At 52.6% G+C, this 21981-nt stretch carries 22 protein-coding genes; 17 read left to right on the top strand and 5 right to left on the bottom strand.

What is annotated here, in order from left to right:
- Positions 1–98: 98 nt before the first annotated feature.
- Complete coding sequence (gene murJ / locus EAS44_RS15615) at positions 99–1634, top strand: murein biosynthesis integral membrane protein MurJ (RefSeq protein ID WP_001050683.1); 1536 nt, start codon at positions 99–101, stop codon at positions 1632–1634.
- A gap of 39 nt (positions 1635–1673) precedes the next feature.
- Here murJ and flgN read toward each other — a convergent pair whose 3' ends face one another.
- From flgN to flgA, 3 genes are all read right to left on the bottom strand, one after another.
- Positions 1674–2090, bottom strand: a complete 417-nt coding sequence (gene flgN / locus EAS44_RS15610) for a flagella biosynthesis chaperone FlgN (RefSeq protein ID WP_000197362.1) — start codon at positions 2088–2090, stop codon at positions 1674–1676.
- A 4-nt stretch (positions 2091–2094) separates the two neighbouring features.
- The gene (flgM, locus tag EAS44_RS15605) at positions 2095–2388 is read right to left on the bottom strand and encodes a flagellar biosynthesis anti-sigma factor FlgM (protein WP_000020884.1); all 294 of its coding nucleotides are present in this window, start codon (positions 2386–2388) and stop codon (positions 2095–2097) included.
- 75 nt (positions 2389–2463) lie between these two features.
- The gene (gene flgA / locus EAS44_RS15600; protein ID WP_000955709.1) at positions 2464–3123 is read right to left on the bottom strand and encodes a flagellar basal body P-ring formation chaperone FlgA; all 660 of its coding nucleotides are present in this window, start codon (positions 3121–3123) and stop codon (positions 2464–2466) included.
- A gap of 154 nt (positions 3124–3277) precedes the next feature.
- Here flgA and flgB point away from each other — a divergent pair, with 154 nt between their 5' ends.
- From flgB to flgL, 11 genes are all read left to right on the top strand, one after another.
- Positions 3278–3694 carry a flagellar basal body rod protein FlgB gene (gene flgB, locus EAS44_RS15595; protein WP_000884694.1) on the top strand — a complete coding sequence of 139 codons (417 nt, stop codon included), beginning with the start codon at positions 3278–3280 and terminating at the stop codon, positions 3692–3694.
- A 3-nt stretch (positions 3695–3697) separates the two neighbouring features.
- Positions 3698–4102: a flagellar basal body rod protein FlgC gene (gene flgC, locus EAS44_RS15590; protein ID WP_001196460.1), complete on the top strand. Its 405-nt coding sequence runs from the start codon at positions 3698–3700 to the stop codon at positions 4100–4102.
- An 11-nt stretch (positions 4103–4113) separates the two neighbouring features.
- Positions 4114–4809: a flagellar hook assembly protein FlgD gene (gene flgD, locus EAS44_RS25215; protein ID WP_000020484.1), complete on the top strand. Its 696-nt coding sequence runs from the start codon at positions 4114–4116 to the stop codon at positions 4807–4809.
- A gap of 24 nt (positions 4810–4833) precedes the next feature.
- Positions 4834–6039, top strand: a complete 1206-nt coding sequence (gene flgE / locus EAS44_RS25210) for a flagellar hook protein FlgE (protein WP_000885888.1) — start codon at positions 4834–4836, stop codon at positions 6037–6039.
- Between the two features lie 19 nt (positions 6040–6058).
- Positions 6059–6814, top strand: a complete 756-nt coding sequence (flgF, locus tag EAS44_RS15575; protein ID WP_000349326.1) for a flagellar basal-body rod protein FlgF — start codon at positions 6059–6061, stop codon at positions 6812–6814.
- 171 nt (positions 6815–6985) lie between these two features.
- Complete coding sequence (gene flgG / locus EAS44_RS15570) at positions 6986–7768, top strand: flagellar basal-body rod protein FlgG (RefSeq protein ID WP_000625837.1); 783 nt, start codon at positions 6986–6988, stop codon at positions 7766–7768.
- Positions 7769–7820: 52 nt separating this feature from the next.
- Complete coding sequence (gene flgH / locus EAS44_RS15565; RefSeq protein ID WP_001295442.1) at positions 7821–8519, top strand: flagellar basal body L-ring protein FlgH; 699 nt, start codon at positions 7821–7823, stop codon at positions 8517–8519.
- An 11-nt stretch (positions 8520–8530) separates the two neighbouring features.
- The gene (gene flgI / locus EAS44_RS15560; protein WP_000589326.1) at positions 8531–9628 is read left to right on the top strand and encodes a flagellar basal body P-ring protein FlgI; all 1098 of its coding nucleotides are present in this window, start codon (positions 8531–8533) and stop codon (positions 9626–9628) included.
- Complete coding sequence (gene flgJ, locus EAS44_RS15555) at positions 9628–10569, top strand: flagellar assembly peptidoglycan hydrolase FlgJ (RefSeq protein WP_001331933.1); 942 nt, start codon at positions 9628–9630, stop codon at positions 10567–10569. The genes flgI and flgJ overlap by 1 nt, the downstream gene beginning before the upstream one ends.
- Before the next feature lie 65 nt (positions 10570–10634).
- Positions 10635–12278 (top strand): flagellar hook-associated protein FlgK, encoded by a 1644-nt coding sequence (flgK, locus tag EAS44_RS15550; protein WP_000096493.1) that lies wholly within the window; start codon positions 10635–10637, stop codon positions 12276–12278.
- An 11-nt stretch (positions 12279–12289) separates the two neighbouring features.
- The gene (flgL, locus tag EAS44_RS15545; protein ID WP_001212764.1) at positions 12290–13243 is read left to right on the top strand and encodes a flagellar hook-associated protein FlgL; all 954 of its coding nucleotides are present in this window, start codon (positions 12290–12292) and stop codon (positions 13241–13243) included.
- Between the two features lie 194 nt (positions 13244–13437).
- Here flgL and rne read toward each other — a convergent pair whose 3' ends face one another.
- Positions 13438–16623 (bottom strand): ribonuclease E, encoded by a 3186-nt coding sequence (gene rne / locus EAS44_RS15540; RefSeq protein ID WP_000827437.1) that lies wholly within the window; start codon positions 16621–16623, stop codon positions 13438–13440.
- Between the two features lie 572 nt (positions 16624–17195).
- On the opposite strand from rne, the gene rluC reads away from it, so the two are divergent.
- On the top strand, positions 17196–18155 hold the full coding sequence (gene rluC / locus EAS44_RS15530) for a 23S rRNA pseudouridine(955/2504/2580) synthase RluC (protein WP_000846343.1): 960 nt from the start codon (positions 17196–17198) through the stop codon (positions 18153–18155).
- Positions 18156–18266: 111 nt separating this feature from the next.
- Here the strand turns inward: rluC and yceF are convergent, their stop codons facing one another.
- Positions 18267–18851, bottom strand: coding sequence for a 7-methyl-GTP pyrophosphatase (gene yceF, locus EAS44_RS15525; protein WP_001125202.1), 585 nt, complete (start codon positions 18849–18851; stop codon positions 18267–18269).
- Between the two features lie 198 nt (positions 18852–19049).
- On the opposite strand from yceF, the gene yceD reads away from it, so the two are divergent.
- The 4 genes from yceD to fabH all read left to right on the top strand — a co-directional run bounded on the left by yceD (position 19050) and on the right by fabH (position 21968).
- Positions 19050–19571 (top strand): 23S rRNA accumulation protein YceD, encoded by a 522-nt coding sequence (gene yceD / locus EAS44_RS15520; RefSeq protein WP_001174481.1) that lies wholly within the window; start codon positions 19050–19052, stop codon positions 19569–19571.
- A 51-nt stretch (positions 19572–19622) separates the two neighbouring features.
- Entirely contained in the window at positions 19623–19796 is a 174-nt protein-coding gene (rpmF, locus tag EAS44_RS15515) for a 50S ribosomal protein L32 (RefSeq protein ID WP_000290727.1), read from the top strand.
- A gap of 80 nt (positions 19797–19876) precedes the next feature.
- The gene (gene plsX / locus EAS44_RS15510) at positions 19877–20947 is read left to right on the top strand and encodes a phosphate acyltransferase PlsX (protein ID WP_000197578.1); all 1071 of its coding nucleotides are present in this window, start codon (positions 19877–19879) and stop codon (positions 20945–20947) included.
- A 67-nt stretch (positions 20948–21014) separates the two neighbouring features.
- Positions 21015–21968 (top strand): beta-ketoacyl-ACP synthase III, encoded by a 954-nt coding sequence (fabH, locus tag EAS44_RS15505; RefSeq protein WP_000288132.1) that lies wholly within the window; start codon positions 21015–21017, stop codon positions 21966–21968.
- The last annotated feature ends 13 nt before the right edge of the window (positions 21969–21981 follow it).

The following is a 21981-nucleotide window of genomic DNA, read 5'->3' as shown; positions in this document are numbered from 1 at the left end:
TCTGGCGGTAGCAATTCACCATAATCCAGGTAGACTATTCGCCTCTTTCAGCGCCTGCCTTGCAGGCGTTTTGCCCGTGGGTCTGGATTAGAACACCGATGAATTTATTAAAATCGCTGGCCGCCGTCAGCTCGATGACCATGTTTTCGCGTGTGCTTGGCTTCGCACGTGACGCAATTGTCGCCAGAATCTTTGGCGCAGGGATGGCAACCGACGCCTTTTTCGTCGCTTTTAAACTTCCTAACTTGTTACGCCGTATCTTTGCCGAAGGGGCATTTTCCCAGGCATTTGTACCGATTCTGGCGGAATATAAAAGTAAGCAGGGTGAAGACGCCACGCGGGTCTTTGTCTCTTATGTTTCTGGCCTGCTGACACTTGCGCTGGCGGTTGTGACGGTCGCTGGCATGCTCGCCGCACCGTGGGTGATCATGGTGACCGCGCCAGGCTTCGCTGACACAGCTGACAAATTTGCCCTGACCAGCCAGCTACTAAAGATTACCTTTCCCTATATCTTGCTGATCTCCCTGGCGTCGCTGGTGGGAGCGATTCTGAATACGTGGAACCGCTTCTCGATTCCGGCGTTTGCTCCAACACTGCTTAACATCAGCATGATTGGTTTCGCGCTGTTTGCCGCACCGTACTTTAACCCACCGGTGCTGGCGCTGGCGTGGGCTGTTACGGTCGGCGGCGTCCTGCAGCTGGTGTATCAGCTACCGCACCTGAAGAAGATCGGCATGCTGGTCCTGCCGCGCATTAACTTCCACGATGCCGGAGCAATGCGCGTGGTGAAACAGATGGGACCGGCAATCCTTGGCGTCTCTGTGAGTCAGATCTCCTTAATCATCAACACCATTTTTGCCTCGTTTCTTGCTTCCGGTTCGGTGTCTTGGATGTATTACGCCGACCGCTTAATGGAGTTTCCGTCCGGTGTACTGGGCGTGGCGCTTGGCACCATTTTGCTGCCGTCGCTGTCGAAAAGTTTTGCCAGTGGCAATCATGATGAATACAACCGTTTGATGGACTGGGGGCTGCGTCTTTGTTTCCTGTTGGCGCTGCCGAGTGCGGTTGCGTTGGGCATTCTTTCAGGTCCGTTGACCGTTTCGCTGTTTCAGTACGGTAAATTTACCGCCTTTGATGCGCTGATGACCCAGCGGGCGTTAATTGCCTACTCGGTGGGTTTGATTGGCCTGATTGTAGTGAAAGTGTTGGCTCCTGGCTTTTATTCCCGCCAGGACATTAAAACGCCAGTGAAAATTGCCATCGTTACGCTGATTTTAACGCAATTGATGAACCTGGCGTTTATTGGTCCGTTGAAACATGCCGGGCTGTCACTTTCTATTGGTCTGGCGGCGTGTCTGAATGCTTCGCTGCTTTACTGGCAGTTGCGTAAGCAGAAAATCTTTACCCCGCAACCTGGCTGGATGGCGTTTCTGTTGCGTCTGGTGGTGGCGGTACTGGTGATGTCTGGTGTGCTTTTAGGTATGTTACATATCATGCCGGAGTGGTCATTGGGTACCATGCCCTGGCGCTTACTGCGTTTAATGGCGGTCGTGCTGGCGGGGATTGCTGCGTACTTTGCTGCACTGGCGGTACTGGGCTTCAAAGTTAAAGAGTTTGCCCGCCGGACGGTGTAACAATGTATTCCGGCCTGCAGTGCAGGCCGGAGATAATCTTCAGATCGAAATCTTTTTACTGCCGCGATGGGTTGTTGAGGTCTGACCGTTCGCTCCATATAGCGTCGGTTCCTGATGCGGTTTCAACATTTCCAGCGCCTGTTGATTGCGCTCAATCTGTCCTTCCAGTAACCAGCCGTTATGTTGATTCAGTTGGCGTAGTTGCTGAGTTTTGCCAGTAATTTCCTGCCAGCGTTGACTAATATCAACGCTATTTGCTGTATTGGGTTCTTTCCTGCGTAACTGTTCGAGGTAATCCAGCGTCGCCAGCAGTGAGCTTTTTTGTTCTGTAATCCATTGCAACTGGCTGCCGTTGATCTGCCCCATAGAGAGATGTTGCTGCTCTTGATCCATTACCGTTTTGAGATCGTTAAGCACAGCGGACATCTGGTCGAGGATCTCTGCAAGACGCGTCATACGATCAATTACTCTGCAAGTCTTGCTGCGCTTCGTTGATCAGCGCATCGGCAATTTTGCCGGTGTCCATTTTTAGTTCACCGTTACGAATCGCCAGTTTTAACGCTTCGACACGTTCAAGATTGATATCGCTGCTGCCGGGTTGCATCAGTTTTGCTTGCGCGTCGCTTAACGTCACACTGGTGCTGGTGGAGGCTGTTGTTTTTGCCGCTCGGGTGTTTGTTACCGGCGCGTCAGTGGTTTCGCGCGGTTGAACGGTGCTTACTGGCTTCAGAGGCGAAGTGCGATCAATACTCATGGTTTATTCCTCATTGAGGGCGCTTTTATCATGTGTTGCTTATTTATCGGCAAGGGACGGGTAATCTTTAACAGCTTACAGGTTTATAAGAATATTCCCATCTGCATCAACAACGCCGCTGACCACTTGTCCCGATATCATGCGCACCCGCGCATTCTGTGCGACGGCTGCATTGTTCAGCGCCTGACCTTCTGCGTTGGCGCTAAACCCATCACCGCTGGCGATCACGTTGACACGTTGTCCCGCTTTTACCCGCCATGCCTGGCGAAAGTGGGTTAACTGGATAGGTTGATCGGGTGATAGATCGCGCAGGCTAACGGCATCAACAAGTTGATTGATATCCAGCACCGTACGCGGTGGCAAGGTATCCAGTCGGCCGCGTTTCAGTTTGACATTGCCAGCTTCCAGCTTTCCTCCACGCACAATGGGCATCGCGGCAACCACATAATTTCCTGTGGCCTGTACATTAACCTGTAAATATCGTTTGTCGTTACCGCAGCGTGCCAACACATTCACATTGCCCCACAGGCGGGAATTATTGCTCATCGAAAGCAATGGCTGCTCGCACGGCGGTAGTAGATTGGGCGCTGTACGAATAGAAACACGAACCTCATCACTTACCCCCGCGAGCTGGGCGCTAAAAAAGGTGTGCAATTGCGATGTGAGATTGCTCGCCGCACTTAACGGACTGAACAGTATCGCGATGATCGCCACGCTACGTTTTATTGTCAGCATTTTCGCCCCCAGCCATTTCTACAACGTGAATTGTACCTGTCCGCAATGACCATCAACGGCATAAATAGCGACCCATTTTGCGTTTATTCCGCCGATAACGCGCGCGTAAAGGCATTTAAGCTGATGGCAGAATTTTGATACCTGCGGAGGAGATATGCTCGATAAGCTCGACGCCGCCTTACGTTTTCAACAAGAGGCGCTCAATCTGCGCGCCCAGCGTCAGGAAGTGCTGGCAGCAAACATCGCCAATGCCGATACCCCTGGTTATCAGGCTCGCGATATCGATTTTGCCAGTGAACTTAAAAAAGTCATGCAACGTGGACGGGATGCAACCAGTGTGGTTGCTCTGACGATGACCTCAACGAAACACATTCCGGCGCAGGCGCTGACGCCTCCTTCCGCAGAACTGCAATACCGTATTCCGGACCAGCCTTCGCTTGACGGTAATACTGTCGATATGGATCGCGAACGCACCCAGTTTGCCGATAACAGCCTGCAATACCAGATGAGCCTTAGCGCGTTGAGCGGGCAGATCAAAGGCATGATGAACGTTTTACAGAGCGGAAATTAACGGATGGCACTGCTGAATATTTTTGATATCGCCGGGTCGGCGTTAACTGCCCAGTCCCAGCGCCTGAACGTGGCGGCCAGTAATCTGGCGAATGCTGATAGCGTCACCGGTCCCGATGGACAGCCATATCGGGCAAAACAGGTGGTATTCCAGGTTAACGCTGCGCCAGGTGCTGCGACAGGCGGCGTAAAGGTTGCCGATGTTATAGAAAGTCAGGCCCCGGACAAACTGGTTTATGAACCGGGTAATCCGCTGGCGGATGCAAAGGGCTACGTGAAAATGCCAAACGTTGATGTCGTCGGAGAGATGGTTAACACCATGTCGGCGTCACGCAGTTATCAGGCCAATGTTGAAGTGCTCAACACGGTGAAAAGTATGATGCTGAAAACCCTTACGCTCGGTCAATAAAGGAGAAAGCTATGTCCATTGCGGTAACCACCACCGATCCGACGAATACCGGCGTCAGTACCACCAGCAGTAGTTCGCTCACGGGCAGCAACGCCGCAGATTTACAAAGCAGTTTTCTGACTTTGTTGGTGGCGCAGCTGAAAAACCAGGACCCGACCAATCCAATGGAAAACAACGAGCTGACGTCGCAATTGGCACAAATCAGCACGGTCAGTGGGATTGAAAAACTCAATACCACGCTTGGATCTATTTCCGGACAGATTGATAACAGCCAGTCGTTACAGGCCAGTAACCTGATTGGTCACGGCGTGATGATCCCCGGTACCACTGTTCTTGCGGGAACCGGCAGTGAAGAAGGGGCTGTGACCACGACCACGCCGTTTGGTGTTGAGTTGCAACAGGCGGCAGACAAAGTGACGGCCACCATCACCGATAAAAACGGCGCGGTCGTCCGTACCATTGATATCGGTGAACTGACTGCCGGAGTCCACAGTTTCACCTGGGACGGTACGTTGACTGACGGCAGCACTGCGCCGAACGGTTCTTACAATGTAGCGATTAGCGCCAGTAACGGTGGTACACAACTGGTTGCCCAGCCGCTGCAGTTTGCTCTGGTGCAGGGTGTGATCCGCGGCAACAACGGTAATACGCTGGATCTCGGCACTTACGGCACCACCACCCTCGACGAAGTACGGCAGATAATTTAAGCCTTCACATTTCAGGAGTCAGTCATGGCCTTTTCTCAAGCGGTTAGCGGATTAAACGCTGCCGCCACCAACCTCGATGTTATTGGCAACAATATCGCCAACTCCGCCACCTACGGCTTTAAATCAGGCACGGCCTCTTTTGCCGATATGTTTGCCGGTTCGAAAGTGGGACTGGGGGTAAAAGTTGCCGGTATCACCCAGGACTTTACCGATGGCACGACCACCAACACCGGGCGAGGTCTGGACGTTGCTATCAGCCAGAACGGTTTTTTCCGTCTGGTAGACAGCAACGGTTCGGTGTTCTACAGCCGTAATGGACAATTTAAGCTGGATGAAAACCGTAACCTGGTGAATATGCAAGGTTTACAGCTGACGGGGTACCCGGCAACCGGTACGCCGCCGACTATTCAGCAAGGGGCGAATCCGACCAATATTTCGATCCCGAATACCCTGATGGCAGCGAAAACTACCACCACGGCGTCAATGCAGATCAACCTGAATTCCAGTGATTCGCTTCCCTCTGTTAACGCATTTGATGCCAGCAATGCGGATAGCTATAACAAAAAAGGTTCGGTGACTGTTTTCGATAGTCAGGGTAATGCTCATGATATGAGCGTGTACTTTGTGAAGACCGGGGATAATAACTGGCAGGTCTACACCCAGGATAGTAGTGATCCAAACAGCATTGCGAAGACAGCGACAACACTGGTGTTTAATGCCAATGGCGTTCTGACCTCAAATCCAACAGCGAATATTTCCACTGGCGCAATTAACGGCGCAGATCCCGCCACGTTTAGCCTGAGCTTCCTCAACTCCATGCAGCAAAATACCGGCGCTAACAACATTGTGGCAACCACCCAGAACGGCTACAAACCGGGCGATCTGGTGAGTTATCAAATCAATGATGACGGTACGGTTGTCGGCAACTATTCCAACGAACAAACCCAACTGCTGGGGCAGATTGTACTGGCGAACTTTGCCAACAACGAAGGTCTGGCATCCGAAGGCGACAACGTCTGGTCCGCTACGCAATCTTCTGGCGTGGCGCTGTTGGGGACAGCCGGGACGGGCAACTTTGGCACACTGACCAACGGTGCGCTGGAAGCGTCCAACGTCGATCTCAGTAAAGAACTGGTCAATATGATCGTTGCCCAGCGTAACTATCAGTCTAACGCCCAGACCATCAAAACCCAGGACCAGATCCTCAATACGCTGGTTAACTTACGCTAATCGCTGACGGGATAGCTCAATGGATCACGCAATTTATACCGCGATGGGAGCAGCCAGCCAGACGCTGAATCAACAGGCGGTAACCGCCAGTAATCTGGCCAATGCCTCTACGCCCGGTTTTCGCGCGCAGTTAAACGCCTTGCGCGCAGTGCCGGTGGAAGGGCTTTCACTGCCCACGCGCACGCTGGTAACGGCGTCAACACCGGGTGCAGACATGACACCCGGCAAGATGGATTACACCTCGCGCCCGCTGGACGTTGCGTTGCAGCAGGATGGTTGGCTGGCCGTGCAGACCGCTGACGGCAGTGAAGGGTATACGCGTAATGGCAGCATTCAGGTTGATCCCACCGGGCAACTGACAATTCAGGGACATCCGGTGGTAGGCGAGGCGGGGCCAATTGCTGTGCCGGAAGGGGCGGAAATCACTATTGCTGCCGATGGCACAATCTCGGCGCTGAATCCGGGCGATCCGGCAAATACGGTTGCGCCAGTGGGGCGTCTGAAGCTGGTGAAAGCCACGGGCAGCGAAGTCCAGCGCGGTGACGATGGCATTTTTCGTTTAAGCGCAGAAAGCCAGGCTACGCGTGGGCCGGTACTGCAGGCAGATCCAACCTTGCGTGTGATGTCGGGGGTTCTGGAAGGCAGTAACGTCAATGCCGTTGCGGCAATGAGCGACATGATTGCCAGCGCACGGTGTTTTGAAATGCAGATGAAGGTGATCAGCAGCGTCGATGATAACGCAGGCCGTGCCAACCAACTGCTGTCGATGAGTTAATTGAAAGGATACATGACAAGTATAAGTTGCCCTATGCGCAAGTTTATCGGGTCTATGGGGGCAATCGCAATTTATCGATTTTGCGAGCTCTTGTAGGCCGGATAAGGCGTTTACGCCGCATCCGGCAAGAAGACATATGCACTTTGTCACTAATCCACTACAGGACATTTTATGATCAGTTCATTATGGATCGCCAAAACGGGCCTTGACGCCCAGCAAACCAATATGGACGTCATTGCCAACAACCTGGCAAACGTTAGTACCAACGGTTTTAAGCGTCAGCGCGCGGTGTTTGAAGATCTGCTTTATCAAACCATTCGCCAGCCGGGGGCACAGTCTTCCGAACAAACCACCTTACCATCCGGATTACAAATCGGTACGGGGGTACGCCCGGTCGCCACGGAACGTTTACACAGCCAGGGCAACCTGTCGCAAACCAATAACAGTAAAGACGTCGCGATTAAAGGGCAGGGCTTTTTCCAGGTGATGTTGCCAGATGGCTCATCAGCCTATACCCGTGACGGCTCTTTCCAGGTGGATCAGAACGGGCAGCTGGTGACGGCCGGTGGTTTTCAGGTGCAGCCAGCGATCACCATTCCGGCGAATGCGTTAAGTATCACCATCGGTCGTGATGGCGTGGTCAGCGTAACCCAACAAGGCCAGGCAGCTCCGGTTCAGGTTGGGCAGCTCAATCTCACCACCTTTATGAATGACACCGGACTGGAGAGCATTGGCGAAAACCTCTACACCGAAACGCAATCCTCCGGTGCACCGAACGAAAGCACGCCGGGCCTGAACGGCGCGGGACTGCTGTATCAAGGGTATGTTGAAACGTCTAACGTCAACGTGGCGGAAGAACTGGTCAATATGATTCAGGTGCAACGCGCTTACGAAATCAACAGTAAAGCGGTGTCCACCACCGATCAGATGCTGCAAAAACTGACGCAACTCTAAGGCTTAACCGGTGGCAGGTTCACCGGTTTACTGATTTTTGAAGATGATAGCCATGCAAAAAAACGCTGCGCATACTTATGCCATTTCCAGCTTGTTGGTGCTTTCACTAACCGGCTGCGCCTGGATACCCTCCACGCCGCTGGTACAAGGGGCGACCAGTGCACAACCGGTTCCCGGTCCGACGCCCGTCGCCAACGGGTCTATTTTCCAGTCTGCTCAGCCGATTAACTATGGCTATCAACCGCTGTTTGAAGATCGTCGACCACGCAATATTGGCGATACGCTGACTATCGTGTTGCAGGAGAACGTCAGCGCCAGCAAAAGCTCCTCTGCGAATGCCAGCCGTGACGGTAAAACTAATTTTGGCTTTGATACTGTGCCGCGCTATTTGCAGGGGTTGTTTGGTAACGCTCGTGCCGATGTCGAAGCCTCCGGTGGTAACACGTTCAACGGAAAAGGCGGGGCCAATGCCAGCAATACCTTTAGCGGTACGTTGACGGTGACGGTTGACCAGGTACTGGTCAACGGCAACCTGCATGTGGTGGGTGAAAAACAGATCGCCATTAATCAGGGTACCGAATTTATTCGCTTCTCTGGCGTGGTTAATCCACGCACTATCAGCGGCAGCAATACCGTACCATCTACTCAGGTGGCGGATGCGCGCATTGAATACGTAGGCAATGGCTACATTAACGAAGCGCAAAATATGGGCTGGTTGCAGCGTTTCTTCCTTAACCTGTCGCCAATGTAAGTGAGGCTGTGGTGATTAAATTTCTCTCTGCATTAATTCTTCTACTGGTTACGACGGCGGCTCAGGCTGAGCGTATTCGCGATCTCACCAGTGTTCAGGGGGTAAGGCAAAACTCACTGATTGGCTATGGCCTGGTGGTGGGGCTGGATGGAACCGGTGACCAGACAACCCAGACGCCGTTTACCACACAAACGCTTAATAACATGCTCTCACAGCTGGGAATTACCGTTCCGACGGGCACCAATATGCAGCTAAAAAACGTCGCTGCGGTAATGGTGACGGCGTCACTTCCGCCGTTTGGACGCCAGGGGCAAACCATCGATGTGGTGGTTTCTTCCATGGGTAATGCCAAAAGCTTGCGTGGCGGTACGTTGTTGATGACACCGCTTAAGGGCGTTGACAGTCAGGTGTATGCGCTGGCGCAGGGCAATATTCTGGTTGGCGGCGCAGGAGCCTCTGCTGGCGGTAGCAGTGTTCAGGTAAACCAACTGAACGGTGGACGGATCACCAATGGTGCGGTTATTGAACGTGAATTGCCCAGCCAGTTTGGCGTCGGGAATACCCTTAATTTGCAACTTAACGACGAAGATTTCAGCATGGCGCAGCAAATCGCTGACACCATCAACCGCGTGCGTGGATATGGCAGCGCCACCGCGTTAGATGCGCGGACTATTCAGGTGCGCGTACCAAGTGGCAACAGTTCCCAGGTCCGTTTCCTTGCCGATATCCAGAATATGCAGGTTAATGTCACCCCGCAGGACGCTAAAGTAGTGATTAACTCGCGCACTGGCTCGGTGGTGATGAATCGCGAAGTGACCCTCGACAGCTGCGCAGTAGCGCAGGGGAATCTCTCGGTTACGGTCAATCGTCAGGCCAATGTCAGCCAGCCAGATACACCGTTTGGTGGTGGACAGACTGTGGTTACTCCACAAACGCAGATCGATTTACGCCAGAGCGGCGGTTCGCTGCAAAGCGTACGTTCCAGCGCCAGCCTCAATAACGTGGTGCGCGCGCTCAATGCGCTGGGCGCTACGCCGATGGATCTGATGTCTATTTTGCAATCAATGCAAAGTGCGGGATGTCTGCGGGCAAAACTGGAAATCATCTGATGATCAGCGACAGCAAACTACTGGCAAGTGCGGCCTGGGATGCGCAATCACTCAACGAACTAAAGGCGAAAGCGGGCGAAGATCCAGCGGCAAATATCCGTCCGGTGGCCCGCCAGGTGGAAGGGATGTTCGTGCAGATGATGTTGAAAAGCATGCGCGACGCTTTACCAAAAGATGGCCTGTTCAGCAGCGAGCGCACTCGCCTGTATACCAGTATGTATGACCAGCAGATTGCCCAACAGATGACGGCGGGCAAAGGTCTGGGGCTGGCAGAGATGATGGTTAAACAGATGACGCCAGAACAACCATTGCCAGAGGAGTCCACGCCAGCAGCACCGATGAAATTCCCGCTCGAAACTGTGGTGCGTTATCAAAATCAGGCGCTTTCTCAGCTGGTGCAAAAGGCCGTACCACGTAACTACGATGATTCGTTGCCGGGTAACAGTAAAGCATTCCTCGCGCAACTCTCACTGCCCGCCCAACTGGCAAGCCAGCAAAGCGGTGTGCCACATCATTTGATCCTCGCTCAGGCGGCGCTTGAATCTGGCTGGGGGCAACGGCAAATCCGCCGCGAAAACGGCGAGCCGAGTTACAACCTGTTTGGCGTCAAAGCCTCTGGCAACTGGAAAGGGCCAGTCACTGAAATCACCACGACTGAATATGAAAACGGCGAAGCGAAGAAAGTAAAAGCGAAATTTCGGGTCTACAGCTCGTATCTGGAAGCATTGTCGGATTACGTTGGGCTGTTAACACGCAATCCGCGCTACGCTGCCGTGACGACCGCCGTGAGTGCGGAGCAGGGGGCACAGGCCCTACAGGACGCGGGCTATGCCACCGATCCTCACTATGCCCGCAAACTCACCAACATGATTCAGCAGATGAAATCGATAAGCGACAAAGTGAGCAAAACCTACAGTATGAACATTGATAATCTGTTCTGAATAACTCAAGTCCGGCGGGTCGCTGCCGATAATACTCTGTAATTGAAGGCTTATAAGGAACCTCCATGTCCAGCTTGATCAATAACGCCATGAGCGGACTGAACGCGGCCCAGGCGGCGTTAAATACGGCAAGTAATAATATCTCCAGCTATAACGTTGCCGGATATACCCGCCAAACCACTATTATGGCGCAGGCCAATAGCACGCTGGGCGCTGGCGGCTGGGTTGGCAATGGCGTCTACGTTTCTGGTGTGCAGCGTGAGTATGATGCATTTATTACCAACCAGTTACGTGCGGCGCAGACGCAAAGTAGCGGCCTGACTGCCCGCTATGAGCAGATGTCGAAAATCGACAATATGCTCTCCACCAGTACCTCTTCGCTGGCAACACAGATGCAGGATTTCTTCACCAGCCTGCAAACGCTGGTAAGTAACGCGGAAGACCCGGCAGCGCGCCAGGCGCTGATTGGGAAATCAGAAGGGTTGGTGAATCAGTTTAAAACCACCGATCAATATCTGCGCGACCAGGACAAACAGGTCAATATCGCGATAGGTGCCAGCGTTGATCAGATCAACAATTACGCTAAACAAATCGCCAGCCTGAACGATCAAATCTCCCGCCTGACAGGCGTGGGGGCAGGGGCGTCACCTAACAATCTGCTGGATCAACGCGATCAACTGGTGAGCGAATTAAACCAGATTGTTGGCGTAGAAGTCAGCGTTCAGGATGGTGGCACTTATAACATCACGATGGCCAATGGCTACTCACTGGTTCAGGGAAGTACGGCGCGGCAACTTGCGGCAGTTCCTTCCAGCGCCGACCCTTCTCGTACGACTGTCGCTTATGTTGATAGGACGGCAGGCAATATTGAGATCCCGGAGAAATTACTGAATACCGGGTCGCTGGGCGGCATTCTGACATTCCGTTCTCAGGATCTGGACCAGACGCGTAATACGCTTGGACAACTGGCGCTGGCATTTGCCGAGGCTTTCAACACACAACACAAAGCCGGATTTGATGCCAACGGCGATGCTGGTGAAGATTTCTTTGCTATTGGTAAGCCCGCGGTTCTGCAAAACACGAAAAACAAAGGTGACGTTGCGATCGGTGCCACGGTAACTGATGCCTCCGCGGTACTGGCGACAGATTACAAAATCTCGTTCGATAATAATCAGTGGCAGGTCACCCGCCTTGCCAGCAATACCACTTTTACGGTGACGCCGGATGCCAACGGTAAAGTGGCATTTGATGGTCTGGAGTTGACGTTTACAGGAACGCCTGCCGTTAACGACAGCTTCACGCTGAAACCGGTAAGTGACGCCATCGTCAACATGGATGTATTAATCACTGACGAAGCGAAAATCGCCATGGCGAGCGAAGAAGATGCGGGTGATAGCGACAACCGCAACGGTCAGGCCCTGCTGGATCTGCAAAGCAACAGTAAAACGGTGGGCGGTGCGAAATCCTTTAACGACGCTTATGCCTCATTAGTGAGTGATATCGGGAATAAAACCGCGACGTTGAAAACCAGTAGCGCCACGCAAGGTAATGTGGTGACGCAGCTTTCCAATCAGCAGCAGTCGATTTCCGGTGTCAATCTCGATGAGGAGTACGGAAATCTGCAACGTTTTCAGCAGTATTACCTGGCGAATGCGCAGGTTCTGCAGACGGCAAACGCGATTTTTGATGCGCTGATTAACATTCGCTAAGGGGAGATAAAATGCGTTTCAGTACCCAGATGATGTACCAGCAAAACATGCGTGGCATCACCAATTCTCAGGCAGAATGGATGAAGTACGGCGAACAGATGTCGACGGGTAAGCGAGTCGTTAACCCTTCAGATGATCCCATTGCTGCATCACAAGCTGTTGTTCTCTCCCAGGCACAGGCACAAAACAGCCAGTACACGCTGGCGCGTACTTTCGCCACTCAAAAAGTGTCACTGGAAGAGAGTGTGCTTAGCCAGGTCACCACTGCTATCCAGAATGCTCAGGAAAAAATTGTCTACGCCAGCAATGGCACCTTGAGTGACGATGACCGGGCCTCACTGGCTACGGATATTCAGGGGCTTCGTGATCAGTTACTGAATCTGGCGAACACCACTGACGGTAACGGGCGCTACATTTTTGCCGGTTATAAAACAGAGACTGCGCCGTTTAGTGAGGCTGACGGTGATTATGTCGGCGGAACAGAAAGTATTAAACAACAGGTCGATGCTTCGCGTTCGATGGTGATAGGACATACGGGCGACAAAATTTTCGACAGTATTACCAGCAACGCGGTAGCGGAACCAGACGGTAGCGCTTCTGAAACCAATCTTTTTGCCATGCTGGATAGCGCCATCGCAGCCCTGAAAACGCCGGTCGCGGATAGCGAAGCGGATAAAGAAACCGCCGCTGCGGCACTGGATAAAACCAACCGCGGACTGAAAAACTCGCTGAACAATGTGCTGACTGTTCGCGCGGAATTAGGCACGCAACTGAACGAACTGGAGTCGCTGGATTCATTAGGTAGCGATCGCGCTTTAGGGCAAACGCAGCAGATGAGCGATCTGGTTGATGTGGACTGGAATGCAACTATTTCATCTTACATCATGCAGCAAACGGCATTGCAGGCATCGTATAAAGCATTTACCGATATGCAGGGATTGTCGCTCTTCCAGCTCAACAAATAAGCTCGCTTTAAAACATATCATGAAACTGGGTATGTTTTGTCTGCCCGCTCTGGGATCGCCGGGGCGGGCATTTTTTTGCCTATTTTGTATAGTTGGTTAGCAAGGATGCCATTTGATGAATTTTAATATGTTGACTCAAAGATGAAATAAAAAAGCCCTGGCAGTTACCAGGGCTTGATTGCTTGAGCTAATTATTACTCAACAGGTTGCGGACGCGCAGGAGCGGCGGAGGCATGATGCGTTGCCGTATGACCACCTGCGGCACCTTTACCTTCGAAGGCGAAAGTAGGGCGCTGCCAGTCACTGTGACGCGGTGCTTCCGGAACATATTCCGGTGCCGGAGCGCGCGTCATCGGCGCGGTAGCGTGGTTATGCTCAACGGTGACCTCAGGTTCAACCGCAGCTACCGTTTCAACTTCTGCTGCGACTTCAGCGACGACTGGCGCGGCAGGTTGAGCAACAACTTCAGGTTCAGCAACCACAACCTCAGCAGTTTCGGCAACTTCTTCAATATCTGCCGTCTCTTCCTGCGGTTCAACCACCGGTTCTGCGTGTTCTGCAACTTCCTGGGCTACGGCAACATCAGACTCGGTAATCACCTGCGGCTGTTCAGTTACCGCGGCAGCAATCACTTCAGGATGCGTCGTTTCAACCACTTCAGGTTGCGGTTCGGCAACCTGAACGGGGGCTTCTACGACTTCAGCCACTTCTTCAACAACTGGCGCGCTAACAACAGGTTTGACAGCGGCGGCGACAGGGACCTCAGTCACCATCGGCTGCACTTGTACTTCTTCCTGTTCGTGCTGCTCTTCAACCTGTACATCTTGCGGACGTACAATTGGATAGCGGATCCAGACTTTGCCAGAGGCCAGTTCCGGAGACGCGCACGCTACGGTCAACGGCATTGGCGACTGGGTTGGATAACGCTCGTCACGATAGCGACGACGACGCTGACCACTTACGCGCAGGTGACGAGGCGAGCGGCGAGAACGACGCGGCATGCCACCGTTGTCACGGTTATCGGCATTGTTCTCTTCTTGCTGTTCTGGTGCAGCTTGCGCTACGACTGGCAGCGGGACTTTCACCAGTTCTGTGCGTGGAGCTGGCGCTTCCTGAACAATTGGTTCGGCAGCGACAGTTTCTTCAACCACCGGTGCGACTACCGCTTCTTCGGCTACGCTTTGCTCGTAACGCACTTTCTGATTGAGCTGACGCTGTTTACGACGCGGCTGAACCGGACGTACACGTTCTTCCTGTTCGGTTTCCTGAACAGATTGCTCTTCAACATTCAGCGCCTTCGCTTCTTGTTGCGCCTGACGTTTATCATCGTTACGGCGGCGGCTACGTTCACGACGCGGCGCTTGCTGCTCGTCTGTGGTACGCGCTTTTTCCGTTACCTCTGCCTGCTGACGGCTCTCACGCGTCTCGGCAGTCTGCTGCTGTGCCTGGCGACGATTACGACGGTTTTCTTCGCGATTATCGCTGCCTTCTGTACGTTCACTACGGGTATCGCGGCGCTCATTACGGTCACGGCGGTTGTTCTGACGAGGCTTGCGACGATCCTGTTGACGTTCCGGTTTCGCTTCTGCTTTCGGTGCTGATTGCTCGGCCGGTTTGGTTTCTTCACCACCGCTGAACAGCGCTTTCAGTGCGCCGAAGAAGCGGCTCAACAACCCTGGTTGTGCAGGAGATGCTGGTGTTGCCGTTGCAGCTTTAGGTGCTGGGGCTACAACAGGCGCGGCAGGTTCAGCTGGGGTTGGAGCTGGCGGCACATCCGGCATGGCAAAGGTTGCCAGCGCAGGTTGTTCCGGACGCTTACGTTCAGCGAACTCTTCTTCAGACGGCAGCGCCATCGCTTCTTCATGCAGCTTCGGCAGCATGTAGCTTAAGGTTGAGGTTTCTTCCCCTTTGCGCACGCGCAGCACATGGTAGTGCGGGGTTTCCATCTGATCGTTTGGCACAATCACACAGCGTACGCCGTCCTGACGAGTTTCAATCGCATTTACCGCAGAACGTTTTTCATTCAGCAGGTAAGAAGCGATTGGCACAGGAACAATGGCGTGAACTTCCTGGGTGTTCTCTTTCAGCGCTTCTTCTTCGATCAGACGCAGAATAGAGAGCGACAGCGATTCGTTGTCACGCACGGTACCGGTACCGGAGCAGCGCGGGCAGACGTGATGGCTGGATTCACCCAGTGATGGGCTCAGGCGCTGACGGGACATTTCCAGCAGGCCAAAGCGAGAAATATGGCTGATTTGAATACGCGCACGGTCCTGACGCACCGCTTCACGCAGACGGTTTTCTACCGCACGCTGGTGGCGTACAGGCGTCATGTCGATGAAGTCGATAACAATCAGGCCGCCGAGGTCACGCAGGCGCAGCTGACGAGCAATCTCATCGGCAGCTTCGAGGTTAGTGTTAAACGCGGTTTCTTCGATATCGCCGCCGCGGGTCGCGCGTGCGGAGTTGATGTCGATGGCCGTTAACGCTTCGGTGCTGTCGATAACAATCGAACCACCGGATGGCAGACGAACTTCACGCTGGAAGGCGGACTCGATCTGCGACTCGATCTGGTAGTGGCTGAACAGCGGGATCTCGCCGGTGTACAGTTTGATTTTGCTGCTGAAATCCGGGCGGCCTAATGCAGCGATATGCTGACGTGCCAGTTCGAGCACTTTCGGGTTATCGATAAGGATTTCACCGATGTCCTGGCGTAAGTAATCGCGGAATGCGCGAACGATTACGTTGCTCTCCTGATGAATCAGGAACGGAGCCGGGCGGCTTTCAGCGGCTTTTTTGATGGCTTCCCAGTGCTTCAGACGGAAGCTTAAATCCCATTGCAGCGCCTCAGCAGATTTGCCGACGCCAGCGGTGCGCACGATAAGCCCCATGCCTTCCGGCAGTTCAAGGCTTGCCAGTGCTTCTTTTAATTCGGTACGGTCGTCGCCTTCGATACGACGAGAAATACCACCCGCGCGCGGGTTGTTCGGCATCAGAACCAGATAGCTACCCGCCAGACTGATAAAGGTGGTTAATGCCGCGCCTTTGTTGCCGCGCTCTTCTTTATCGATCTGAACAATGACTTCCTGACCTTCACGCAACACATCTTTAATGTTGGGACGACCATGAGCACTGTAGTTAGCAGGGAAATATTCGCGGGCAATTTCTTTTAGCGGGAGGAAACCGTGACGTTCAGCGCCGTAATCAACAAAAGCAGCTTCCAGACTCGGTTCAATGCGGGTGATTTTACCTTTGTAGATGTTTGCCTTTTTCTGCTCGTGCCCTGGACTTTCGATATCCAGGTCATACAGACGCTGCCCATCTACAAGGGCAACGCGCAACTCTTCCTGCTGAGTTGCGTTGATTAACATTCTTTTCATCGTAACTTACTCATTATTATTACATTGACGACTAAGCTGCGGGCAAAGTAACGCCTTTCCGGGTGTGAACCGATGGCCTCGTGTCTAGTCGCGTCGCCAACCTCACGGTTATCGTCAGCTCAAAGAGGCGCAGAGTGTCGGTTGCCCGTTTTTCATGCGGAAAAACAGCGCAATTATCAGAGAAACAGACTGGGTATTACTCTCCAGAAATATTTCCATCTACCGGTAAGGACTGCAACCCGCAGCCCGCTAACTGCCTGAAAGATCAATACGTCTTACGCCATTGCTGCGTGGATGATCGGTCGGGCAAAATGGGTTATTCCGTAAAATTTCTTGTTTTAACAAGGATGGACACGGAAACGGCCTCATTATTCCACTGCAAGCCTTGTTATAGCAAGATGACTTTTACCATTTATCACCCGCTTACTCACAGTTTTTTCACTTCTTGCTGGTGATTGGTTTAATAACCATCAATAAAGTGATCACCTAGTGAAGTAATAAGGTGTAAAACTAAATATAAGCATAGAAAAATGAGTGGCGCGAATCCTGTTGGCTAATTAGAATCGCCCACCATGAAAACAGAGACTCCATCCGTAAAAATTGTTGCTATCACCGCTGACGAAGCGGGGCAACGTATCGACAACTTTTTGCGTACCCAATTGAAAGGCGTACCAAAAAGTATGATTTACCGTATTTTGCGTAAAGGCGAAGTGCGGGTGAACAAAAAACGTATTAAGCCTGAATATAAACTCGAAGCGGGTGATGAGGTGCGTATCCCACCGGTTCGCGTTGCTGAGCGGGAAGAAGAGGCGGTTTCGCCACATCTGCAAAAGGTGGCGGCGCTGGCGGACGTCATCTTATATGAAGATGATCATATCCTGGTGCTGAATAAACCTTCCGGTACGGCGGTACATGGCGGCAGTGGTTTAAGCTTCGGCGTTATTGAAGGTTTGCGGGCGTTGCGCCCGGAAGCGCGGTTCCTTGAACTGGTTCATCGTCTTGACCGGGACACCTCAGGTGTGTTGCTGGTAGCGAAAAAACGCTCGGCGTTGCGTTCTCTGCATGAGCAATTACGTGAAAAAGGGATGCAAAAAGATTACCTGGCGCTGGTGCGCGGTCAGTGGCAGTCGCATGTGAAGAGCGTTCAAGCGCCGTTACTGAAAAATATTCTGCAAAGCGGCGAACGTATCGTGCGTGTGAGTCAGGAAGGCAAACCGTCGGAAACACGCTTTAAAGTGGAAGAGCGCTATGCATTTGCCACCCTGGTGCGTTGTAGCCCGGTAACAGGGCGTACTCATCAGATCCGTGTGCATACACAATATGCGGGTCATCCGATTGCCTTTGACGATCGCTACGGTGACCGTGAATTTGACAGACAGCTCACTGAAGCAGGCACGGGATTAAATCGCCTGTTCCTGCACGCCGCAGCGTTGAAGTTTACTCATCCGGGGACCGGTGAGGTGATGCGTATTGAAGCGCCGATGGATGAAGGTTTGAAGCGTTGTTTGCAAAAGCTGCGTAACGCGCGCTAATACAAGCATATAAACCTGATAATGGGCGGTTGGCCTGATAAGGCGTTTACGCCGCATCAGGCCGCCAGCACCGATTGCCGGATGCGAAGTAACCGCATCCGGCGCAAAAAACTATCCCATCAGCGGGTTTTTCCCTTCCCGACGTAACATCTGACACAGCGCGATTAGCGGTAAACCAACCAGCGTGTTAGGATCACGCCCCTCTAAACGCTCAAACAGCGTAATGCCAAATCCTTCACTCTTAAAGCTACCCGCGCAGTGCAGGGGATGCTCTTTACGCACGTAATTATCAATCTCCGCCTCGCTCAGGTGACGGAAATGGACGTCAAAAGGCTCCACTTCTGTTTGTAGATGCCCATTCGCCGAATTAAACAACGCCAGTCCAGTATAGAAGGTGACGATATTGCCGCTGGCTTTGCGTAATTGCAGACGGGCATTTTCTTCCGTTAACGGTTTACCGGTGATTTCGCCATCAAGAACACATACCTGGTCTGAACCAATAATTAAATGATCCGGATAACGTGACGCCAGAGATTGCGCTTTTTCTTGTGCCAGTCGAAGCACCAACTGTCGCGGTGATTCGTCGCTGCGTGGAGTTTCGTCGACCTCGGGTGCTGCACATTCAAAAGAGATTTGCAGTTTTTCCAGAAGAGCGCGACGCCAGGGCGAGGTGGAGGCTAAAATAAGTTTAGGCATATTTTTTTCCATCAGATATAGCGTATTGATGATAGCCATTTTAAACTATGCGCTTCGTTTTGCAGGTTGATGTTCGTTATCAGCACTGAACGAAAATAAAGCAGTAACCCGCAATGTGTGCGAATTATTGGCAAAAGGCAACCACAGGCTGCCTTTTTCTTTGACTCTATGACGTTACAAAGTTAATATGCGCGCCCTATGCAAAAGGTAAAATTACCCCTGACTCTCGATCCGGTTCGTACGGCTCAAAAACGCCTTGATTACCAGGGTATCTATACTCCTGATCAGGTTGAGCGCGTCGCCGAATCCGTAGTCAGTGTGGACAGTGATGTGGAATGCTCCATGTCGTTCGCTATCGATAACCAACGTCTCGCAGTGTTAAACGGCGATGCGAAGGTGACGGTAACGCTCGAGTGTCAGCGTTGCGGGAAGCCGTTTACTCATCAGGTCTACACAACGTATTGTTTTAGTCCTGTGCGTTCAGACGAACAGGCTGAAGCACTGCCGGAAGCGTATGAACCGATTGAGGTTAACGAATTCGGTGAAATCGATCTGCTTGCAATGGTTGAAGATGAAATCATCCTCGCCTTGCCGGTAGTTCCGGTGCATGATTCTGAACACTGTGAAGTGTCCGAAGCGGACATGGTCTTTGGTGAACTGCCTGAAGAAGCGCAAAAGCCAAACCCATTTGCCGTATTAGCCAGCTTAAAGCGTAAGTAATTGGTGCTCCCCGTTGGATCGGGGATAAACCGTAATTGAGGAGTAAGGTCCATGGCCGTACAACAGAATAAACCAACCCGTTCCAAACGTGGCATGCGTCGTTCCCATGACGCGCTGACCGCAGTCACCAGCCTGTCTGTAGACAAAACTTCTGGTGAAAAACACCTGCGTCACCACATCACTGCCGACGGTTACTACCGCGGCCGCAAGGTCATCGCTAAGTAATCACGCGTCTGCGTGATGAAGCTTAGTGAGGATTTTCCCCAGGCAACTGGGGAAAGACCAAACCGGGCGGCGACGATACCTTGACACGTCTAACCCTGGCGTTAGATGTCATGGGAGGGGATTTTGGCCCTTCCGTGACAGTGCCTGCAGCATTGCAGGCACTGAATTCTAATTCGCAACTCACTCTTCTTTTAGTCGGCAATCCCGACGCCATCACGCCATTACTTGCTAAAGCTGACTTTGAACAACGTTCGCGTCTGCAGATTATTCCTGCGCAGTCAGTTATCGCCAGTGATGCCCGGCCTTCGCAAGCTATCCGCGCCAGTCGTGGGAGTTCAATGCGCGTGGCCCTGGAGCTGGTGAAAGAAGGTCGAGCGCAAGCCTGTGTCAGTGCCGGTAATACCGGGGCGCTGATGGGGCTGGCAAAATTATTACTCAAGCCCCTGGAGGGGATTGAGCGTCCGGCGCTGGTGACGGTATTACCGCATCAGCAAAAGGGCAAAACGGTGGTCCTCGATTTAGGGGCCAACGTCGATTGTGACAGTACAATGTTGGTGCAATTTGCCATTATGGGCTCAGTTCTGGCTGAAGAGGTGGTGGAAATTCCTAATCCTCGCGTGGCGTTGCTCAATATTGGTGAAGAAGAAGTAAAGGGTCTCGACAGTATTCGGGATGCCTCAGCGGTGCTTAAAACAATCCCTTCTATCAATTATATCGGCTATCTTGAAGCCAATGAGTTGTTAACTGGCAAGACAGATGTGCTGGTTTGTGACGGCTTTACAGGAAATGTCACATTAAAGACGATGGAAGGTGTTGTCAGGATGTTCCTTTCTCTGCTGAAATCTCAGGGTGAAGGGAAAAAACGGTCGTGGTGGCTACTGTTATTAAAGCGTTGGCTACAAAAGAGCCTGACGAGGCGATTCAGTCACCTCAACCCCGACCAGTATAACGGCGCCTGTCTGTTAGGATTGCGCGGCACGGTGATAAAAAGTCATGGTGCAGCCAATCAGCGAGCTTTTGCGGTCGCGATTGAACAGGCAGTGCAGGCGGTGCAGCGACAAGTTCCTCAGCGAATTGCCGCTCGCCTGGAATCTGTATACCCAGCTGGTTTTGAGCTGCTGGACGGTGGCAAAAGCGGAACTCTGCGGTAGCAGGACGCTGCCAGCGAACTCGCAGTTTGCAAGTGACGGTATATAACCGAAAAGTGACTGAGCGTACATGTATACGAAGATTATTGGTACTGGCAGCTATCTGCCCGAACAAGTGCGGACAAACGCCGATTTGGAAAAAATGGTGGATACCTCTGACGAGTGGATTGTCACTCGTACCGGTATCCGCGAACGCCACATTGCCGCGCCAAACGAAACCGTTTCAACCATGGGCTTTGAAGCGGCGACACGCGCAATTGAGATGGCGGGTATTGAGAAAGACCAGATTGGCCTGATCGTTGTGGCAACGACTTCTGCGACGCACGCTTTCCCGAGCGCAGCTTGTCAGATTCAAAGCATGTTGGGCATTAAAGGTTGCCCGGCATTTGACGTTGCAGCAGCCTGCGCAGGTTTCACCTATGCATTAAGCGTAGCCGATCAATACGTGAAATCTGGGGCGGTGAAGTATGCTCTGGTCGTCGGTTCCGATGTACTGGCGCGCACCTGCGATCCAACAGATCGTGGGACTATTATTATTTTTGGCGATGGCGCGGGCGCTGCGGTGCTGGCTGCCTCTGAAGAGCCGGGAATCATCTCCACCCATCTGCATGCCGACGGTAGCTATGGTGAATTGCTGACGCTGCCTAATGCTGACCGTGTGAATCCAGAGAATTCAATTCATCTGACGATGGCGGGCAACGAAGTCTTCAAGGTTGCGGTAACGGAACTGGCGCACATCGTTGATGAGACGCTGGCGGCGAATAATCTTGACCGTTCTCAACTGGACTGGCTAGTTCCGCATCAGGCTAACCTGCGTATTATCAGTGCAACGGCGAAAAAACTCGGCATGTCGATGGACAATGTCGTGGTGACGCTGGATCGCCACGGTAATACCTCTGCGGCCTCTGTCCCGTGCGCGCTGGATGAAGCTGTACGTGACGGGCGCATTAAGCCGGGACAGTTGGTTCTGCTTGAAGCCTTTGGCGGTGGATTCACCTGGGGCTCCGCGCTGGTTCGTTTCTAGGATAAGGATTAAA

Origin of the sequence: Escherichia coli DSM 30083 = JCM 1649 = ATCC 11775, from assembly GCF_003697165.2 — a bacterium.
In the GTDB taxonomy this organism is placed as follows: Bacteria; Pseudomonadota; Gammaproteobacteria; order Enterobacterales; family Enterobacteriaceae; genus Escherichia; species Escherichia coli.
The sequence above is the reverse complement of the archived record's forward strand: the minus strand, read 5'-3'. Positions and strand labels throughout refer to the sequence as shown.

Excerpts from the sequence above, each read along its gene's own strand:
- flgA (WP_000955709.1), bottom strand. The coding sequence starts at position 3,123 with ATGCTGACAATAAAACGTAGCGTGGCGATCATCGCGATACTGTTCAGT.
- yceD (WP_001174481.1), top strand. The coding sequence starts at position 19,050 with ATGCAAAAGGTAAAATTACCCCTGACTCTCGATCCGGTTCGTACGGCT.
- flgF (WP_000349326.1), top strand. The coding sequence starts at position 6,059 with ATGGATCACGCAATTTATACCGCGATGGGAGCAGCCAGCCAGACGCTG.
- rne (WP_000827437.1), bottom strand. The coding sequence starts at position 16,623 with ATGAAAAGAATGTTAATCAACGCAACTCAGCAGGAAGAGTTGCGCGTT.
- yceF (WP_001125202.1), bottom strand. The coding sequence starts at position 18,851 with ATGCCTAAACTTATTTTAGCCTCCACCTCGCCCTGGCGTCGCGCTCTT.
- flgB (WP_000884694.1), top strand. The coding sequence starts at position 3,278 with ATGCTCGATAAGCTCGACGCCGCCTTACGTTTTCAACAAGAGGCGCTC.
- rpmF (WP_000290727.1), top strand. The coding sequence starts at position 19,623 with ATGGCCGTACAACAGAATAAACCAACCCGTTCCAAACGTGGCATGCGT.
- flgK (WP_000096493.1), top strand. The coding sequence starts at position 10,635 with ATGTCCAGCTTGATCAATAACGCCATGAGCGGACTGAACGCGGCCCAG.
- fabH (WP_000288132.1), top strand. The coding sequence starts at position 21,015 with ATGTATACGAAGATTATTGGTACTGGCAGCTATCTGCCCGAACAAGTG.
- rluC (WP_000846343.1), top strand. The coding sequence starts at position 17,196 with ATGAAAACAGAGACTCCATCCGTAAAAATTGTTGCTATCACCGCTGAC.
- flgG (WP_000625837.1), top strand. The coding sequence starts at position 6,986 with ATGATCAGTTCATTATGGATCGCCAAAACGGGCCTTGACGCCCAGCAA.
- flgL (WP_001212764.1), top strand. The coding sequence starts at position 12,290 with ATGCGTTTCAGTACCCAGATGATGTACCAGCAAAACATGCGTGGCATC.
- flgJ (WP_001331933.1), top strand. The coding sequence starts at position 9,628 with ATGATCAGCGACAGCAAACTACTGGCAAGTGCGGCCTGGGATGCGCAA.
- flgN (WP_000197362.1), bottom strand. The coding sequence starts at position 2,090 with ATGACGCGTCTTGCAGAGATCCTCGACCAGATGTCCGCTGTGCTTAAC.
- flgE (WP_000885888.1), top strand. The coding sequence starts at position 4,834 with ATGGCCTTTTCTCAAGCGGTTAGCGGATTAAACGCTGCCGCCACCAAC.
- flgC (WP_001196460.1), top strand. The coding sequence starts at position 3,698 with ATGGCACTGCTGAATATTTTTGATATCGCCGGGTCGGCGTTAACTGCC.
- flgD (WP_000020484.1), top strand. The coding sequence starts at position 4,114 with ATGTCCATTGCGGTAACCACCACCGATCCGACGAATACCGGCGTCAGT.
- murJ (WP_001050683.1), top strand. The coding sequence starts at position 99 with ATGAATTTATTAAAATCGCTGGCCGCCGTCAGCTCGATGACCATGTTT.
- flgM (WP_000020884.1), bottom strand. The coding sequence starts at position 2,388 with ATGAGTATTGATCGCACTTCGCCTCTGAAGCCAGTAAGCACCGTTCAA.
- flgH (WP_001295442.1), top strand. The coding sequence starts at position 7,821 with ATGCAAAAAAACGCTGCGCATACTTATGCCATTTCCAGCTTGTTGGTG.